Below are 18,246 nucleotides of genomic sequence, written 5' to 3'. Positions count from 1 at the left end.
GCTCCGAGATTCAGGATGTGCTCGCCGGGGTGATTCTTGCCCTGTCCGCGGCCGCCGCGCCTCCCCCCATGCAGAAAGTGGTCACGAAGAGCGCGACGTTCGTGCTCTACGCGCCGAAGGGCTGGGAAGTGTCGGAGGGCGAGCAGCCGGGCTTCAAGACCGTCTCGGTCTCCGCTCCGGGCGGCGCGTCCGAGGCGGCCCTCTTCTTCGGGACGAGCCCGGCCGGGAACGACGTCCCCGCGCTCGTGCGCCGGTTCACGGGCGGGATCGCGGCGCGCTTCCCGGACTTCTCCATCACGGCCTCGCGCGTCTCCCCGGACCGGCGGCGTGTCGTCTTCGACGGGCGCTTCACGCACCCGCGCCTCGGACGGCGCGAGATGCGCGCGTGGGTCTCGGGCGGCGCCGACCGGACGTTCCTCTGGGAAAGCATCGAGGCCGGCGACGGCCGGCTCAGCTCCGAGCGGCGCATCCTCCTCACCGTCCTCGCGAACGTGCGCATCCTGCGCGGGGCGTACGCGGCAGCCGGCCGGGCCGCACCGGCCCCGCTCCCGCTCGTCTCGTACCGGCTGCGCGAGGGCTCGGCGTCGTTCTCGATCCCGCGCGACTTCCAGGTCCTCGAGCTCGGCCGCGGCCACTTCCTCGCGGCGGACGCGTCCGGCTCGCGCAGCTTCGCGGTCGCGGACGCGAACTTCCTGACGCCGCGCGTCGGCGTCCACCCGAAGGGGACGATCGTGTCGCCGCTCCTCGAGCCGCACCGCGCACTTCCCTTCCTCATGTCGGTGGCCGGTCTCTCGTCCGACATGCGCGCCGACCGCGTCATCCCCCGGCCGGACCTCGCGAGGGAAATGGCGCGCGTGTACACGGCCGGCTCGGTGACGGTCGAGGAGTTCCTCCACTCGTCGACCGCGAAGGGGCGGCGCTGCCGCGGCTACACGTTCGGGATCTCCTTCGGCTCGCGGATGGACACGAACTGGAGCTTCCTCCACCTGTCCGTCGGCGCGCCCGCCGAGGAGTGGAGCGGCCTCCTCCCGACGTTCGTCGAGATGCTCGCCTCGTATCGCGTGAACGACGCCTGGGCGAAGCAGTACGTCGCGAACGGCCTCGCGCGCCTCAGGCAGCTGCAGCAGGAGACGGCCGCGATCGTGGCGCGCAACGCGCAGGAGATCCGTTCCATGATGCAGGCCGCGTACGACGAGCGGCAGCGCAGCCAGGACTACATCGACTACCAGCGCACGTCGTACATCCGCGGGACGTCGGACTGGATCTCGTCGGTCGAGGGCGGCGTGGTCTATCACTCCGACAGCTGGGGCACCAAGAACCTCGCGACGGGCGAGCGCTGGGATGGCCAGCCCTACAACGCCGTGAACTTCGACGGGGCGAGCCCGAAGCACGACGAGACGCTCACGCGCATCGACTCGCGCGAGCTCTACGAGAAGGCGCTCAGGTGAAGAGGACGCAGCGCATCGAGAGCGACCCGAGGTCGAAGCCCGTGACCGGGAAGCTTGCCGCGTCCTTTGCGTCCGAAGCCCCGAACGCGTAGAGGATCGGCAGCCAGTGCTCCGCCGTCGGATGCGCCCGGCGGCCGTCCGGCGTCTCGAGGGCCTGCGCGAGCCACGTTCCGTCGCGCGCCTCGAGCGCCCGCGCCGTGTCGCCGTCGAAGCGCTCCGCCCAGTCGGGCGTCGCCCGGTCGCCGCGGCGCATGCGCGAGAACGCGTCACGGAGATCGTGCGTGAGGTTCCCGCTCGCGAGGATCAGGACCTCCTCGTCGCGCAGCGGCGCGAGCGCGCGCCCCGCCGCGAGGTGCCCTTCGGCGTCGAGCCCGACGTCGAGGGAGAGCTGGACGACGGGGACATCGGCCGCGGGGTACATCCGGTGCAGCACCGCCCACGTCCCGTGGTCGAGGCCGCGCCCGTCCGCGGCGGAGCCTCCCGCGAGCGCCGCGGCGCGTTCGGCCAGCGTGGCGTCGCCGGGCGCCGGATACCGCATCGCGTAGAGCGCCGCCGGGAAGCCGCCGAAATCGTGAATCGTGGCGGGCGGGTCGTCCCGCGTCGTGAACGTGCCGTCCGACTCCCAGTGCGCGGAGACGGCGAGGATCGCGCGCGGCTTCGGCACGAGGGTCGCGAGCGCCGCGTGGCCGCGGCTCCATGGGTTGTCCTCGATCGCGTTCATCGGCGACCCGTGGCCCACGAAAAGAACCGGCATTCGCGTCATCGCGCCGCCCCCACGCCCGAAGCCGCCTCGCCGCGCATCCACCGGCCCGACGGGAAGCCCGCGGAGAGGAGACGGCCCGCCGCGTCGTAATGCACGACGTACGTGAACGGGTCGACCTCGGGCGCGAGATACCCGAACCGGACGTCGCGCAGGACGACGCGGACGCTTCCGTCGGCCTGGTTCTCCTCGCGCGCGGCCGGGAAGCGCGCAAAGCGGCCGAAGACGCCCGCCACGCCCGTCTCCAGGGTGCGCGCGGCGAAGGGCCCGTTCGCGTGCGGGATCGTGCGTGTCAGGAGGTCGTCGCGCGAGCGGTAGACGCCGCCGAGGTGCTCGAGAATGGCCGTGAGGCCGCCCGCATAGCCCGTGCGCGCGAGCTCCTCGGAGCCGGCCGCGCGTGTCCCTTCACGCCCGCGCTTGCCGAGGTCGACGAAGGACGCCGAGACGTTCGTCCCGTCGCCGGCGAGGAGCAGCCAGCGGTCGGGCGAGCCGGGCTGCGGGATGGCGGCGCGGGAAACCGGGGAGGGCGCGAGGCGCGCGAGGAGGCGTTCGGCCTCGGCGTGTCTCGCCCCGCAGAAGAAGACGTAGGCCGTCGCCGCAAGGAGGCCGGCACGCGCCGCGACGCGCGAGCGCGCGAGTCCGCGGCGCGACGCGACGGCCCACATGCCCGCGAGGCCGAGGAGCAGGAGGCCCGTGAGGATCGCGTCGAGGATGAAGACCCAGTCGAGCGTGAAACGCGACCAGTCGAGGGGCGAGAAGAACATCGTCCCCCAGGACGTGATCCAGTCCATGAGGACGTGCGACAGGACCGCGACGCCGGAGACGGCCGCGAGGCGCGCGTGGAACACGCGTCGCGCGGGGCTGCCGGGTTCTCCCGCGGCGGCGGGCGGCCGGAGACGCCGCGGCGAGCGCCAGCAGGACGGCCCAAGCGGGCAGGAGGACGAACGAGTGCGTGAGGCCGCGGTGCTGCGTGATGTAGAACTCGGGCGAGAACGGCGAGACGAGCGCGTCCGCGTCCGGGAACATGGCGGCACAGAACCCGAGCCAGGCTTCGCGTCGCGCAAAGGCGCGGTCGAGGCTCTCGTCCCCCGTCCCCGGGAGGGCCCGCGCGAGAAGCACTCCCGCGAACCCGTGCGTCAGCGTGTCCACCGGCGGACTTTACCCGCAAAGGGCGGGCCCGCAGCCATTCGCTATCCTCGCCCGCGTGAGGCCGCCTCTCTTCGTCTCCCTGCGCGCGGTCGGCGCCAGCCTGGCTCTCGGCCTCGGCCTCGCGCTGCGGGCCGCCGCGCAGGACGGCCCGGAGCCGGACGACCCGCCGCGGGTCCGCCGCGAGGTCACCGTCGTTTCGAGCCGCCTCGACGACGCGCCTCCTACAGCCGTCGTCCGCGTCGTGTCACGCGAGGAGATCGACGCGCTGCCGGGCGCGCACACGGTGCCGGACGTCCTGCGCTCCGTCCTCGGCGTCGACGTGAGGCGGCGCGGCCCCGGCGGCGTGCAGGCGGACGTCGGAATCCGCGGCGGCGACTTCAACGGGACGCTCGTCCTCGTGGACGGGCAGCCCGTGAACGACCCGCAGAGCAATCACCTCTCCTTCGACCTCGACGTCCCCGTCGCCGCGATCGAGCGCATCGAGGTCCTCGCGGGCCCCGGCTCGGCCGTCTGGGGCTCGAACCCCGTCGGCGGCGCCGTGAACATCGTGACGCGCGGCGGCGCCCTCGGGCGCGCGGCCGTCCAGCTCGAGGGGCGCTACGCACACGGGACGCAGTCCCTCGACCAGGGAGGCGCGCGCCTCGCGGTGCGCGTGGCCGAGCCCGTCACCGTCGGCGTGGACTGGTGGCGCGCGGAGACGGCGGGATTCCGCGAAGACACCGAGTCCGCGACGGAGATCCTGCGCCTTTCGAGCCGGTGGGACACCGGGAAGGGGCCCGTCACGCTCGGCCTCGGGATCGCGGATCGCCGCTTCGGCGCGTACTCCTTCTATGGAACGGCGTTCCCGAACCAGCAGGAGTCGACGCGCACACGCACGGCGACGCTCGGCGGCTCGCTCGCGCTCGGCGGCTTCACGCTGACGCCGTCCGTCTTCGCCCGCGCCCACCACGACGACTTCGTGCTCGACCGCGAGAACCCGTCGTTCTACGAGAACCTCAGCGACACCGTCACCTCGACGGCCCGAATTTCCGTGAGCCACGCGGCGCTCGGCGGCTCGGTCGCGGCCGGCGTGGAGGGCGGGCGCGACACCATCGCCTCGTCGAACCTCGGCGAACACGCCCGCAACCGCGGCGCGGTCTTCGCCGAGTTCGCGCGCGCGTGGAACGCCTCCGCGCCGGGCTCCGGCGGATTCCGCGCCGGCCTGAGGGCCGACACGTACGGCGACTACGGCTCGCGCGTCTCGCCCTACGCGGGGCTGACCGTGCGCGTCGCGCCGCCCCTCACGCTCCGCGCGTCCTTCGGCACGAGCTTCCGGGTCCCGACGTTCACGGAGCTCTATTACAGGGACCCGCAGTCCGCCGGGAACCCGGACCTCGAGCCCGAGACGGCGTGGTCGGTCGATGTGGGCGTGAAGCTCGCGGCCGGGCCGGTCGGCCTCGACGCCGGGTATTTCCACCGCGACGCGACGAACCTCATCGACTTCGTGCGGACGCCCGGCGACCCCGTGTTTCACGCACGCAACGTCCTCTCCGCCGTCACCGACGGGATCGAGATCTCCGCGGCGTGGGAACGCGGGCGCCCGGCGTTCCTTTCGACGCTGTCCGTCCAGGCGGCCTGGATCTTCACGGACCTCGCGGCTCTCTCCGCCGCGGCCGGCGGCGCCGCCGAGGGGCGCTACGTCCTCGATCCCCTCCACGTGAAGACCGACGCGGTCGTCGGCCTCGCGCTCCCCGTCTCCCTCGGGCTCACCGCGCGCTTCACGTACTTCTCGCGCCCGAGCTTCGCGGACGGCGTCTGGCTGCTGTCCTCCCGCCTCTCGTGGCAGGCCTTTCAGGGCCGCATCCTCGAGCTCTTCGTCGAGGGCGAAAACCTCGGGGACGTCCGCTACGAGGACGTGCCGGGGGTCCCGCAGCCCGGGCGAACGGCCCTCGCGGGATTCAACCTGACCTGGTGACGGGCCGCACAGTCGCGGGCGTTTTCGGCGCGTAGACTCGCGGAGGTTCGCGACACTTCCCCTGAACACATGGACGACGTCCCTCAGAAGACCCGCGCCCCCCGCGTTCCCCTCGATGCCGAGCTCACGTTCTGGCGCGACGGGAACCATGCCGAGGGCCGCTTGACGGACCTTTCGGAGAGCGGGTTCTTCACGGCCACGGACGAGCCCGCGCCCGTCGGCTCGCGCCTCGAGATCAGCTTCACGCTTCCCAACGACCGGAGCGGGAAGATCGTGACGGGCGAGGTCATCGTGGTGCGGCGCGCCGAGAAGGGGCGCCCGGGTTTCGGGGCGCGCTTCTTCCGCCTTCCGCAGGCGGCCGCCAGGATGGTCGAGGAGTTTCTCGCGCGCTCCGCGCGCCGGCGCAACTGATCAGGCGGGCGGCGGCGAAAGGGTCGAAAGGGCCGAGAGGTCCACGAGCTGGATCCCCACCTTCTCCGCGTAGTCGTGGATGCGCTTCTCGCGGTAGAACTCCCCGAAGTACACGGCCGAAAGGCCCGAGTTCGCGATGAGCTTGAAGCAGTTCCAGCAGGGCGACGCCGTCGTGTAGATCTCCCCGCCCTCGATCCTCACGCCGTTCATCGCGGCCTGCAGGATCGCGTTCGCCTCCGCGTGAACGGTCGCGACGCAGTGGCCGTCCTCCATCAGGCAGCCGGCCTCGTCGCAATGCGGGAGGCCGCGCAGAGAGCCGTTGTAGCCCGTCGAGAGGATGCGCTTGTCGCGCACCACGACCGCGCCGACGTGCTTGCGCGGACACGTCGCCCGGCTCGCGACTTCGTGCGCGATGTTCATGAAGTAGCGGTGCCAGTCGACCCGGGGCGCCATCGGGCCGGAATCATAACCGGGCGCCGCCGGGTCTCTACCTCAGGCCGAGCTGCGGCGTGATCGTCTGCTGGGCGACCGACGGCGCGAGCGAGCCGCCGCCGAAGAGAACCGCGAGGCCCGCCCCGAACCGCCGGTCGCGCGTGATCGCCTGGTCCTCGGCGTGCGGCGCCATGGCGGACTCGAGGTACTGCGCCCAGAGGGCGAAGCCGCGGATCTTTCCCCACGTGCGGACCGTGAGCCGTCCGCCCCAGCTCCACGAGCTCGAGTCCGAGAGGCCGCCCGTCGCCGTCTGCCGCGTCCACGACCCGAGAGGCGTGATGTTCACCATCCGGTTGAACAGAGCGACGTCGGGCGTGATGGCCACGTTGAGGCTCGTCGTGACGTCGCCCGTCAGACGGTTCTCGGACTGGTTCACGCCGGCGCTCGTCTGAACGGAGAAGACGTTCCCCTGCCGCGAAAGGCCGAATGTCGCGCCGCGGGTCTCGGCCTGGCTCGTGGAAAGGCCGTCGGTCTCCTGGCGGCCGCCGAGGAGGCCGAGGGAGAACTGGAACTCGCCGAGGGGCTGGGCGGCCGAGAGGTTCAGATTCGTGGACCTGTTCGTCGAACCCGCCGACTCCGCCTTGTTCTCCTGCAGCGAAGCCGACACGGACGTGCGGGTCGCGGCGAAGCTGTAGGACGCCGTCAGGGCGCCCGCGTCGGCGCGGCCGGTCGGAGTCGTGAATCCCGTCGTCCCGGACCCGGCGCCGCCCGAGTCGCCGGTGTGGGCGTAGTTCGCCGAGAGCGAGAGCGCGCCGAACGATCGGGAGATCGAGCCGTCGTAGACCTTGCGGCCCGCGATCAGCGCGGGGTTCGCGGGCGCGCCGAAGTTGTCGCCGATGAGGCGGACGCCGCCGGCGAACGAGAACCCGAGCGGGTTCGCGGTCAGGAGGATCGCGTAGGCCCAGTCGGTCTGGAGCGGGCTCGACGTCCGGTCGCTCGTGAACTCGCTCCGGACGGCCTCGCCGCGGAGCGTGAGGTTCGACGTCGGCTCGAGGAGAAGGTCGGCCGAGAAGGAGAGGAGCTGGCCCTTCTTCGGCGCCGAGCCGTAGAACGCGGGCTGCGTCTGGGCCGTGCCCGCCGCTCCGGCCTCGCCGTACGGCGGGGAGAGGGCCGGCGGCGTGACGAAGAGCGGGTCCTTTTCGTCCTCGACGTACTGGTAGAGGACGCGGACCTTGAGGCGATCCGTGCCGAGCTTCGGCATGACGGCGACGCCGTAGAGCGTCTGGCGGAACTCGTTGACGCCCGTCGAGGCCGGGAGCCCGTCCTCGAAGTTGCCGAAGGCGCGCATCGACACGAGCTTCGTGTCGAGACCGAGCTCGATGCCGCGGCGCGTCGACACCGTCTGAAGAAGCGGAGACGGCGCGAACGTTTCGACCGGGCCGTTACCGAGCGCACCGGATACGGCCCCGGCCTTCGCGGTCACGACGACCGCGGGCGGCGTCACGTGCTGCGGCAGGGCGCTCGGGTCGACGTTCTGCGCCAGCGTCCCGTTGAACGCGGTCTGGACGCCCGAGACGTTGTCGGTGACGGAGCCTTCGAGATGCGGGACGCCCGTGATCGTCGTCCCGTTCGTCGTCGGGCCCTCGCGGCCGACGGGCTCGCCGTGCGTGCGCGCGATCTCGGCGCCGAACGACCAGCCGAAGGCGGACTCGGGGTGCGGCGGCGGCGCCGACGTGTGAAACGTCCACGCGACCGCCGAGGAGACTCCAAGCGCCGTGTAAACGACGTCCACGGTGTGCGCGCCGCCCGAGATCTCGACGAAGGGCTCGAAGCGCCAGATGCCCCCGTTCGCCGAGACGAGCTGCGTCACGATCACGCCGTCGAGCGTCATCTGCACGAGCGTGAAGTCGGAAGCGGCGGGCCGGAACGTGATGACGGGCCGCACGGTCGCGACCTCGCCGAGCGGCTCGACGAGCACGAAGCCCGGCGGCGGAGCGTCCGTGGCGGCGGCAGCGGGAGGCGCCTCCGGCGGCGCCGCCAGAGACGCGGCGGTCGCCGCGGACGCCGCGACCGGCGAGGCGCCCATCGGCGTCACCTGTGCGGACGCGGTTCCCGCGAGCACCGCAAGCGCCGCGGCGAGCGCGAAGACGCGGGCGGCGCGCCTCACCGCCCACCTCCGGCGACCGGAACGGGCGCGGCGGCCGTGGTGCCGAGCGCACGCCCGTCCTTGTCGAGCGCGGAAACCCGCCACAGGAAAGGGCCGCCCCGCGGCAGGGCGCTGGTCGGAATCAGGAGCAACGGCTTGTTCAGGAGCTCGGTCCTGACCCGCTTCAGGCCGTCCGGCGCCTGCTCGTAGAGCGTGTGGACGTAGAGCGCGCCTGCAAGCTCGTCCCAGACGAACCGCACGCCCGCCGTGTCGGCGGTCGCGCGGCCGTGGAGGTTCTGCAGGGCCGCCTCCGCGCCGCCGATCGAGAACCGGCCTTGCGCGGACGAAACCGTCCAGCCCTCGGCCATGTCGAGAGAGCCCTCGCTCGTGGGCGGCGCGGACGCGCCGCCGCTCTGCGAGTCGAGGAACGCGCGGCCGGTGTTCGTGAAGCCGCGCACGCCCCACTCGTACTCGCCCTCGGAGAGCGAGGTCCAGAGCGAGGCCGGCGGGCTCCAGCGGGTGTCGGTCGTGTAGGACCAGCGCCAGGGCGCGCCCGGAGCGCGCCGCCTCAGGCCCACGCCGTACCGGGCGATGCCCGGCACCGGGATCCACGCGAAGGTCGGCGCGCCGAACGCAGGGGAGAGAACCGCGCCCGCCGTCGGCGAGACGAGCCGGAGCGTCTGCTGCCCCTCCTCGACGTAGATCTGGACCGGCGGCGACGAGAGCGTGTTCGGAGCGAGGACCGAGAGGGCGATCTCGTGGTTACCCGAGACCAGCGTCGGAAGGGTGATCGCGTTCGACACGGACGTCGGCGTGCCGTTTTGGAGCGGCACCGTCGCCGTCTCGACGAGGATGCCGTCGAAGAACCAGCCGACGAGCAGGTTCCCCGTGCCGCTGCCGACGACGAGCCCCTGGGCGCGCAGCGAGTTGCCGCGCCCGACGAGCGTGCCGGACGGCGGGTAGACGATCGAAATGCGCGTGGCCGAAGCCGTCGAGAGGAGCGAGTTCGCGGCGGTGGCCGTGACGGTCGCCGTGGCGTTCGGGACGTAACCCGTCGCGTCGGGCGTCGCGCGGAACGTGCGGTCCGCGAGGACGACCGGCGGGGAGCCGGCCTTCCCGAACTGCTCCCCCGTCACGAGGACCGTGTTCGACACGATCACGGTGCCGCGCGGCGGGAGCACGAGAGAGAGCGGCTCGACGACGGAGCCGAGGACGACGCCGGAGCGGTCGCGCAGCAGGTACGTGTCGCCCGTGATCGTGAGCGGCGCGTCCGAGAGGCTGCGGAGCTCGTAGCGGACGGCGACGGCCTGATCCGGCGATACGAGGGCGGTCGTCGGCGAGACCGTGACCGTGAACCCGCCGGACGCCGCCAGAACCGTGAGCGGGAGGTTGAGCGTCTTCGACAGGAGGAGCGGCCGGCGGCGCACGGTCGGTGACGGGACCTCATCCGCGCGGAAGACGAGCGTATACGAGCCGGGCGAGAGGCTGCGGGGAATCGAGAGCGTCGCGGCCTGCGGGACGTTGGGCGTGAGAGAGGGCTGCGGCGGCGTGAGCGTCACGCCGGGCGGCATGGAGACGGGCGTGACGACCACGGTGCCGCCGAACCCGCCAATCGGCTCGAGGAGGAGCGAGAGGTCCGCGGTCCGGCCCGCGACGATCGAAGGTGCGGGCGGCGTGATGCGCACGTTGAAGTCCGCGGCCGCGACCGAGACCTGGACGTTGACGGTGCGCGTGACGGTGACGCCCGCGCCTCCGTTCGCGCCGGAGGCCTTGAAGAAGAGCGTGACCGCTCCCGGAGGCGCGTCGTCCGCCGCGCGGATCTCCACCGGATAGGGGACGCCCGGCAGCAGCGGGAACGCCGCCGGCACGACCGAGATGCCCGAGGAGCCGGTCGCCGCGACGTCCACGCCGCCCGACCAGCCGTTCAGCGGGACAAGGGTGACTTGAGCCGAGGCGCGGCCTCCGGCCGGAAGATTGATGACGGACGGCGTGACGGTGAGCGTGAAGTCCGGTGTCGTCTGGGAGGAGATGGCGACGCTCGTCGAGTGCGACGGGCCCCCCGGCGTTGTGCCGTTGAACGGAAGGCTCACGAACGAGGCGGCGCCGGGCAGGAGCGAGACCGTGACGGTCTTCGCCTCCCCCGGCCCGAGCGTGAACGATTTCTGGTCGACGTCGACGCCCGGAGGAAGCGCGGGGACGACCGTGACGATGCCCGAGAAGCCGTTGATCGGGCTCGACGTGATCGTCACGGGCGCCGAGCCGCCCGGCGCGAGAACGAGCGATGCCGGGACCGCCGTGAGGGTGTAGTCCTGAGCCGGAACCGAGACGCGAAGCGTCGTGGAGCGGAGGAGGCCGGTCTGCGTCGAGGTCGCCGTCACCGGAACGTCGAATACGCCCGAAATCCCGGAGGCGACCGTCACGATCAACGGGGTTGGCGTGTTCCCGGCCACGTTGGGGATCGAAAGCGGAGCGACCGTGATCCCGGCCGGGGGCGCGACAGCAACGTTGAAGGTGCCTGCGAACCCGTTGATCGGAACGACCGACACGCTCGAGGGGCCCGTCGTGCCGGGCGGAAGGACGAGAGAGGGAGGCGTCAGCTGGACTTGGAAGTCCGGCGCCGCCGTGATGGAGACTGAGTACGTCGCGGCGCGCGAGCCCGTCACGCCCGCCGCCGTGCCCGTGAAGCTCCCCGCCGAAGTGCCGCTTGCGACGGCGCTCGCCGCGACGTCGAACGTCCGGCTCCCTCCGGCCGGGATCGAGGCCGTGAGCGGGCTGAACGAGATGCCCTGCAACGTCGTCGGCGCCGTGACGTCGACGGAGCCTGCGAAGCTGTTGAGCGCCTGGACCGTTACCGTGACCTGCGTCGTCCCGAGCGGCGCGAGGGTCGCGCTCGGCGGCTGGACGATCAGACTGAAGTCGGCTTTCGGATCGACGGTGAGCGAGAAGCTCCCCGTGCGCGGCCCTGCCACGCCCGGCGCCGTCCCCGAAACAGTGACCGTGCTCGTCCCCGCCGGCGTCGACGGCGCCGTGACGACCTGCACGTTCGCGCTCGCGCCGGCCGCGAGAGAGAACGTCTGGGGCACGAAAGAAACGCCGCCGACGGCAGGCATCGTCACGGCGACCGTGCCCGCGAAGCCGTAAAGCGGGTTCGCCCGGACTGTCACCGTTCCCGTATCGCCCTGCAGCACCTTCAGCGACAGCGGCGTCACCGTGAGCGAGAAGTCCGGCGGGGGCTGGATCACGATCGTGGCCGCCGCCGACCGCGTCGCCGCGATGTTCCCGACAGGCGTCGATGCGGTGGCCGTGAAGGGCAGCGTCCCGTTCGGTGCGCCCGCCGCCGCCGTGAAGGTCACGTCGATCGAGCCGCCCGTGCCGGGGAACGGGCCCGTCGTCGGAGACGCCGTGACGTTCGGGATCGCGGGGATCGAAAGCGTCGTCGGCGTGTTCCACCCGTTGAGTGCGGTCATCCTGAACGTGATCGTCCCGGTCGCGCCTGGCGAGAGGGTGAGAGTCGACGGGTTCGCCGTGAGCGTGAAGTCCGGCGGCGGCGGCACGATGATCGAAACGTTGACGGTTCGCGTTCCCGGCACGCCGGCCGCGGTCGCGTTTACGGGAGCCGTGTACGTCCCCGGCGCCGCGTTGGCCGCGACGGTGAAGGCGATCGTCGCGGGCCCGCCCCCGAAGATCGTGAAGTTCGGGCCGCCGTTCCCGCAGTTCGGCCCCGGGACGCAGCTCGCCGTGATGCTTTGAATCGCGGGCACGTTCCCGTTCGCCGTGGCGGTGAAGCCGTTCAGCGGGTTCAGCGAGATCACGACGTTGCCCGTCTGGCCCTGCCTGATCGTGATCGGGCTCGGCGCGGCGCTGAGCGTGAAGTCGGGGCCCCCGGAGACGTTCACCGTGACCGGGACGTTTCCCGACTGGCCCGTGGCGGCGACGTTGAAATGAACGTTCGCGGGATACGAGCCCGGCACGACGCCGGCGCCCGCGGAGATCGGGAGCGCCGCCGAGGGATAGGTGAACCCGACCGGGTTGACGCTCACGGTTCCCGGCAGCGTGAAGCCGGCCGGCAGCCCGGTGACCGTGTAGTCGACGCGGAGGGAGACGCCGCAGCTCACGGGCGGCGGGGCCGTGTTCGCCGTGAAGGCCTGGCTCGCGCCGCCTGCCTGCAGCGAGATCGAAGCCGCCGTGGTCGTCGCGGCGACGTCGGGGTTGATGACCGTGAACGCGACCGGGAACGTCTTGTTCACGGCCGCGGCCGCGTCCTGCAGCCGGTACGTGACGGACTGCGCGCCCAGCGGCGCGCCCGCGGCCTGAATCGCGAAGGCCTGCCCGCCGAGGCTCTGCCCGGCCGCGAGCGTGATCGATTTCGGCGACGTCTCGGTGATTCCCGCCGGGACGGAGATCGGGTTGATCAGAGCGTTTCCGGCGTACCCGAACACGCTGTTGAACGTGTAGAGGCCCCTCTGACTCGGGCCCCCGTTGCAGACGGTCAAGGCTCCCGGCGGGATGATCCCGACGTCCGGGATGTTCAGCGTCAGAATCGCGTTCGCGCTCTGGGTCAGGCGCGTCGTGCCCGTCCAGAACGCGATGACGGGGACGGTGTACGTGCCCGGGACGACGGCGCCCGTCCGGCTGAAGGGAAACCCGAGCGTGGCGTTGTAGGGCGCGAACTCGTTCTTCTGGCCGCCGGCCGTCACGTTCGCGGGCGTCAAAGGCGGAAGCGGCACGTTGTCGACCGAGAAGAGGAGGGGCACGCCGGCGGCTCCCACGTTTGCCCCGAATCCCGGGTCCGGCGAAACACGCACGAGGACGTTCACGGTCGCCGAGCCGAGCGTAATCGTCGGCGTCGTGATCGAGAGATTGAGCTTCGGCTCGAGGATCGTGAGGTTGAACGTCGCCTGGCTCGCCGTGACGGTGTCCCGCACCGTGATCGCAAACGGTCCGCCCGCGACGGCGTTCGCGCCGACGGCGAACTGGAAATTCACGACCGCCGTGAACAAGGCGAACCCTCCCGAGCCGTTGTAGCCAGGGGTCGCCGGCACCGTCGTGACGCCCGCCGGAAGGCCCGTGATGACGAGGGGGTGGAATCCGGGCGGCAGCGCCGCCGCGCTCGAGACCGTCGCGGTGACGGGCGCCGACTGCGTCGGGAAGGCGCTCCCGGCGTTTGGCGCGAGGACGATGGCGGCGTCCGCGCGGTTCGCGAGAAGAAGAAAGACGCCGGCCGCAAGAAGGCCGGCCTTCAGGCTCCCGGTTCCGAGGCCCCGTCTCATCTTGTTGTCCCCCTCAGGTTCCCGCAATCCTGCCACGGATCGGCCGGGGCCCGCAGCCCGCTTTCATTCCGCATCGCAGCATTACGGGATCGAGCCTTCACTGGTACGGGTTCGTCCCGGCGGGACCTTCGATCGTGACCTTGGCCTGGACCTTGACTCTGCCGTTGGCGCTCGCCCAGACGTGCATCTTCATCGACGGGTCGTCCGTGCCCTTCGCCGGGACCTGCCGCCACTGCCAGTCAGAGTTGCCGCCATGGATGTTCTCGCCGATGGAGTAGTCCTTGACCTTCCAGCCGTTCTTCAGGCGGAAGCCCATGAACGCTTCTGGCGTCGCGCGAACCCCGTTGGGCATGAGCGTGCAGTCGGCCTTGAAGACGACGCCCGCGGAATGGTCGTTGACCCAGCTGACGCTGTTGAACTGCCCGACGTCGAGGCAACCGCCCTGCGCCCCCTCGACGCCGTTCGAAAACTGCGCCCCCGCGTTCTTCGCCTTCTGATAGTCGAGGGCCTGCGTCTCGAGCGCGGGAGCCGAACCCGCGGGGGGCGCCTGCTGCGCGGCCGCCTGCGGGATCGTCAGCTTCAGCCGGCTCTCGTTGTTGGCGCGCTGGACGATGGGCTCGTGCAGGATGTCGTCGGGGTCCACGCGCGCGAAGTAGTCGCGGACGCCGGGGCCGACGTTGACTCGCGCCCCGACGGTCTGGCTCGCGCCCGGCGCGAGGTTGTTGACCGTGGTCTCGAGCTCGAGGACGTCGGGCTGCGGGTTGGTCCGGAGCACACGGATCTTGAGGCCGCTGAGCGTGACGCCCTGAAGCCCCCCGGTCACGTTCTTGATCGTGACCTTCAGCGTCACCTGCGTCGTGCCCGGCGGGATCGGACTGGGCTCGCAGACGAAAGCCGTCATCGCGACCTTGTCGAGCGCCGGCGCGACCTGCGGCGCCGGCGGCTTGAACTCCTTTGGCTGGGCGGACGCCACGCCCGCAACCGAGGCCAATCCGACGACGAAGAGCGCGGACTTCAGGGACATTTGCATGGAAGACTCCTTTTTCTGGTTTCCGTCATAGAAAGCGCCCTTTCGGGTCGGGAGGGGTCACGGGAAGACCTCGCCGAGGTTCAGGGAAATCGTGCGCGGGAGGGTCGGCACGACGGGCGGAGAGGGATGGCCGGACCGGCAAACGTCGAGAGCGCGCTGGAGCGCCTGCCCTACGAGCGTCCGGCGCGCGCCCGCCTCGCACGCGTCGCGCATCCCCTTCTCGGCGTCCGCTGGGGTCGGCAGCACCGGGAGTGGACAGGGCGCAAACGGCGCAGGGGGGGCGGGGATTTTCGCGACCTCGAAAGGCCCGTCCGCCATGGTGCCGCCACTGCCGCGAGTGCTGGCCGGGTACATCGACGCGTAGGCCCACGCGGAGCCGTCGGGCTTTTTCGCCGTCGTCCTTGCCGATACCTTGAGCGCGGAGAACGTCAGAGCAACCGTCGGCCCTTGAAGTCGGAGGTCCAGCTTCGGACCTTCGATCCGGTACTCGGCCTCGACACCCGGGATGCGTGTCCACGGCGTGTCCGGCCCCGAGAGCTGACCGCGCGCCGCCAGCGCGCCTTCCGAGGCCGAATAGGACATCGCGGCGCTCTTGCCCCAGGCTGAAAGTGTCCCGCCCCCGGAAAGGCCGCTGCCTTCGACCGTGAGCGTCGACGCCGTCACCGTCCACGGGCCGCAGTGCAGCGAGCCCGCGAGAACCAGACGGCCCGCCGCAAGCCTCGAGCCCGGGCCCGCCGCGTGAACGCACGAGCCGAACGGAGCCTCACCCGCTTTCAGGGCGATCGTGCCGCCCGGCAGGCTTTCCAAGTCGCTCCCGCGGACCGTGACGAGGCGCGGGCCGACGAAGATCTCGAAGTCGCCCGTTCCCTTGAAGCCCGGCCGAACCGTGACGGCGCCGCCCTTCGCCCCCGGGCCGACTGCCACAACACCCGCTCTCGCGGATGAACCCGTGGCCACGGACCCCTTGGGCAGGACGAGACGCGCGTTCTTGAGGGTCCACTTCAGGCTGGGAGTCGCGACGGGCCAGATCGTGACGGTTCCCGCGAGAGTGTCCACCTCGGCGCCCTGCGTGAGTGCGCCGCTCTCGAGCTTCACGTGAAAGCCCGCGGCCTCCGCCTCGAAGACGTCTCCGGCCCATGCCGGGACGCCCGGGAAGCAGGCCGCCAGCACGAGGACGGCCGCGATGCGCGACGGCCTCGTGGCCGCCCGGAAGACATGTTTCCTCTCGCGAGATCTCATCGGAGAACCTCCCCAACCTTGAGCGAGACCGAACGCGGCAGCGAGGGCACGGACGGCGGCGACGGGTGGCCGGACCGGCAGACGTCGAGGGCGTGCTGGAGCGCCTGCCCGGCCAGCGTCCGGCGCGCGCCCGCCTCGCAGGCGTCGCGTGCGGCTCTTTCGGCGTCCGAAGGGGCCGGGAGGGCCGGCAACGGCACGGGGATCCCGTCCGTCGGCGGAGCCGGGACCACGACCACGTCCGGCGTCAGCGAGGCGGACGACCACGGATTTCCGTCCGGCTTCTTCGCGATCGTCCTCACGTTCACTTTGCCGGCCCCGAACGTCGGCGAGAGCGCCGGGCCGTCGAGCTTCAACTCGAGCTTCGGGCCTTCGATCCGGTACTCCGCCTCGAACCCCGCGACGCGGGTCCAGGGCGTGTCGGCGCCCGAGAGAGATCCGCGCGCCGAGAGTCCGCTGCCTGAAGCCGCGTAGGACATCGCGAAGCTCCTGCTCCAGGCCGTGAACGTCCCGCCGCCCGAGAGGCCGTTCGGGTCGACCGTCAGCGTCGACGATCCGATCGTCCACGACCCGCACCGCAGGGAGCCCGCGAGGGTGGCGCGCGACGGCGCGAGGAGAGAGCCCGCCTCGACGGAGTGCGTGCAGCCGCGGAGGGCGGTCCCGTCGCCGAGGAGCGTCAGGGCGGTGACGCCCTGCGACCCGACCGCGGCGTTCGGGATCGTGAGGGCCGGGCCGAGACCGGTGAGGCGCGCCGTGCCGTGGCCGCTCAGCGCGACCCATGCGCCGCCCGTTCCGGCCGTCAGCGTCGCGTCGCCGTCGAGCGTGAGCTTCACGTTGGGGTTCGACGCGGAGGTGATCCCGACTGTCCCGTGCAGCGAGGCCCGGCCGGCGAGGCGCGTCACCTGGCCGCTCTCGAGCCGGACGTGGAAGCTCGCGCCGAGGTCGCCGTCGAACGTCGTGGGCGCCTGGCCGAGGTCCGGCTTCTTCGGCGCCGGGCGCAGGCGCGTCTGCGCGGCCTGCGTCGCGGAGCTGGCCTCGTGAAGGGACGCGATCGCGGACTGGATGTCCGCGAGGGCCGCAGCCGCCCTCTGGACGTTGCGCCTGATCTCCTCCTGCGACTCGGCGGACTTCGTCCGGCGCGCCTCGTCCTCCTCGGCCGCCTGGAGGACCTTTATCTGCATCATCAAGTCCGTCAGCGAGGCGTCGAGTTTCGCGAGCTCCCCCGCAATCGCCGAGAGCGTGGCCCCGGCAGCGGCCACGTCAGAGCCGAGCGTGAAGATCGTCACGACGATGGCGATGACGGCGACCGTTACGGCGATGGAGACCGCGAACACCTGACAGGCTCGCGCATAGTCGCGGGCCGCCACGTAGACCTTCGTGGTCGTACCCAGATCCTGCGCGAGGATGCGCGCCTTTTCCTCCTTGAAGGCCCGGAGCGCCAGGAGCCCCTTTCGCAGCGTCTGGAGGTTTTGCTGGTGGTCGCCGCCCGTAAGCGCCGCGGCCTGCCGGATGAGCTCGTCGAGCACGGCCTCGGCGGCCGCAGCCGCCTGGTCGGAGCTGTGGACGGCGGCGGCGAACTTCCGGCGTGCTTCGGCAAGGTCGGGGCCCGCCGGGGTCGCCGGGGGCGGCGCGGCCTTCGGGAGGGCCTGCAGCCGGGCCTGGGCATCCCGCGCCGCGGCCTCCGCGCTTCTCAGGCCGCTCTCGGCGGACAGCGCGCTCCGGAGGATCTCCCCGACGAGCTGGAGGATCGCGGCCGAAACCTTGATCGCATTCCGGACCGGCTGCGAGTTCTCGTTCCTGTCCCACCACCGTCCGATCGAATCGAGGCTGTCCCCGGCGTCCGCGAACCCCATCGCCCGCAGGATCTCGCCCACGCACTGGAAGAGCGCCGGCAGGTTCGCGAGGATCGTGAGGACGAGCATCACAATCGCGCTTACGACCACGAGGACGACGGCGCCCATCACGAGCGCGGTCCCGCCCGGGACGGCGACCACCGCGACGATCGCCACGATGGTCACCATGACGGCGACGATGATGGCTGCGACGGCCGCGATCATCCTTTCGTAGTCGTTGATGGCCCGGAGCAGCTGCTCGGGAGAACCGAGGTCCCGCGCGAGGATCCTTTCCTTCTCGGCCGCGAAGTCCGTCAGCCCCTTCTTCAGGGTCCGCAAGGCGTCGCGCGCGCGCTGGTCCTCGGCGCCGAGCGAACCAGCCGCGTTCGCGAGCGCGGACTCGACGGCCGCCCGGGCGGTTGCGAGCGCCTGGTCGGACGCGCGGACGGCGGCGGCGAACTTCCTCCGCGCCTCGCTGAGGTCGCGGGCGGCGGCCCCCTGGGCGTTCGCGGGGAATTCCTGCAGCGCGAGCGCGAACACGAGAGAAAGAACTACCGATCTCTTCATGCCTGTTGCTC

Annotated in this window: 11 protein-coding genes and 1 pseudogene; 3 read left to right on the top strand and 9 right to left on the bottom strand. The window is 71.7% G+C overall.

All coding sequences use genetic code 11. The features are described 5' to 3' along the window. The first annotated feature begins 29 nt into the window (after positions 1-29). A complete protein-coding gene (locus IPL89_06310) occupies positions 30-1,448 on the top strand; it encodes a hypothetical protein (GenBank protein ID MBK9062794.1) in 1,419 nt (472 codons plus the stop codon). Here IPL89_06310 and ygiD read toward each other — a convergent pair. The 3 genes and pseudogenes from ygiD to IPL89_06295 all read right to left on the bottom strand — a co-directional run bounded on the left by ygiD (position 1,441) and on the right by IPL89_06295 (position 3,357). Next, the gene (ygiD, locus tag IPL89_06305; protein ID MBK9062793.1) at positions 1,441-2,211 is read right to left on the bottom strand and encodes a 4,5-DOPA dioxygenase extradiol; all 771 of its coding nucleotides are present in this window, start codon (positions 2,209-2,211) and stop codon (positions 1,441-1,443) included. The genes IPL89_06310 and ygiD overlap by 8 nt on opposite strands. After that, positions 2,208-3,056 carry a metal-dependent hydrolase gene (locus IPL89_06300; protein ID MBK9062792.1) on the bottom strand — a complete coding sequence of 283 codons (849 nt, stop codon included), beginning with the start codon at positions 3,054-3,056 and terminating at the stop codon, positions 2,208-2,210. The genes ygiD and IPL89_06300 overlap by 4 nt, the downstream gene beginning before the upstream one ends. Before the next feature lie 34 nt (positions 3,057-3,090). Next, a pseudogene (locus IPL89_06295) lies at positions 3,091-3,357 on the bottom strand (metal-dependent hydrolase). 55 nt (positions 3,358-3,412) lie between these two features. Between IPL89_06295 and IPL89_06290 the strand changes: the two are divergent. Together IPL89_06290 and IPL89_06285 are read left to right on the top strand one after the other, a co-directional pair. Next, positions 3,413-5,311, top strand: a complete 1,899-nt coding sequence (locus IPL89_06290; GenBank protein ID MBK9062791.1) for a TonB-dependent receptor — start codon at positions 3,413-3,415, stop codon at positions 5,309-5,311. Between the two features lie 69 nt (positions 5,312-5,380). Then, positions 5,381-5,722: a PilZ domain-containing protein gene (locus IPL89_06285; GenBank protein ID MBK9062790.1), complete on the top strand. Its 342-nt coding sequence runs from the start codon at positions 5,381-5,383 to the stop codon at positions 5,720-5,722. Here IPL89_06285 and IPL89_06280 read toward each other — a convergent pair whose 3' ends face one another. From IPL89_06280 to IPL89_06255, 6 genes are all read right to left on the bottom strand, one after another. Further along, positions 5,723-6,175 carry a dCMP deaminase family protein gene (locus IPL89_06280; protein ID MBK9062789.1) on the bottom strand — a complete coding sequence of 151 codons (453 nt, stop codon included), beginning with the start codon at positions 6,173-6,175 and terminating at the stop codon, positions 5,723-5,725. 34 nt (positions 6,176-6,209) lie between these two features. Next, entirely contained in the window at positions 6,210-8,321 is a 2,112-nt protein-coding gene (locus IPL89_06275) for a hypothetical protein (GenBank protein ID MBK9062788.1), read from the bottom strand. After that, positions 8,318-13,570, bottom strand: a complete 5,253-nt coding sequence (locus IPL89_06270; protein MBK9062787.1) for a hypothetical protein — start codon at positions 13,568-13,570, stop codon at positions 8,318-8,320. Before IPL89_06270 ends, IPL89_06275 begins: the two co-directional genes overlap by 4 nt. A gap of 97 nt (positions 13,571-13,667) precedes the next feature. Then, entirely contained in the window at positions 13,668-14,600 is a 933-nt protein-coding gene (locus IPL89_06265; protein ID MBK9062786.1) for a hypothetical protein, read from the bottom strand. Between the two features lie 57 nt (positions 14,601-14,657). Continuing rightward, entirely contained in the window at positions 14,658-15,839 is a 1,182-nt protein-coding gene (locus IPL89_06260; GenBank protein MBK9062785.1) for a hypothetical protein, read from the bottom strand. Beyond that, on the bottom strand, positions 15,836-18,235 hold the full coding sequence (locus IPL89_06255; protein MBK9062784.1) for a hypothetical protein: 2,400 nt from the start codon (positions 18,233-18,235) through the stop codon (positions 15,836-15,838). Before IPL89_06255 ends, IPL89_06260 begins: the two co-directional genes overlap by 4 nt. Positions 18,236-18,246: the final 11 nt, after the last annotated feature.

Source organism: Acidobacteriota bacterium (assembly GCA_016716715.1).
Taxonomy (GTDB): Bacteria; Acidobacteriota; Thermoanaerobaculia; order UBA5066; family UBA5066; genus Fen-183.
Note: the sequence above shows the minus strand (reverse complement) of the source record. Positions and strands in the feature narration are given on the sequence as shown.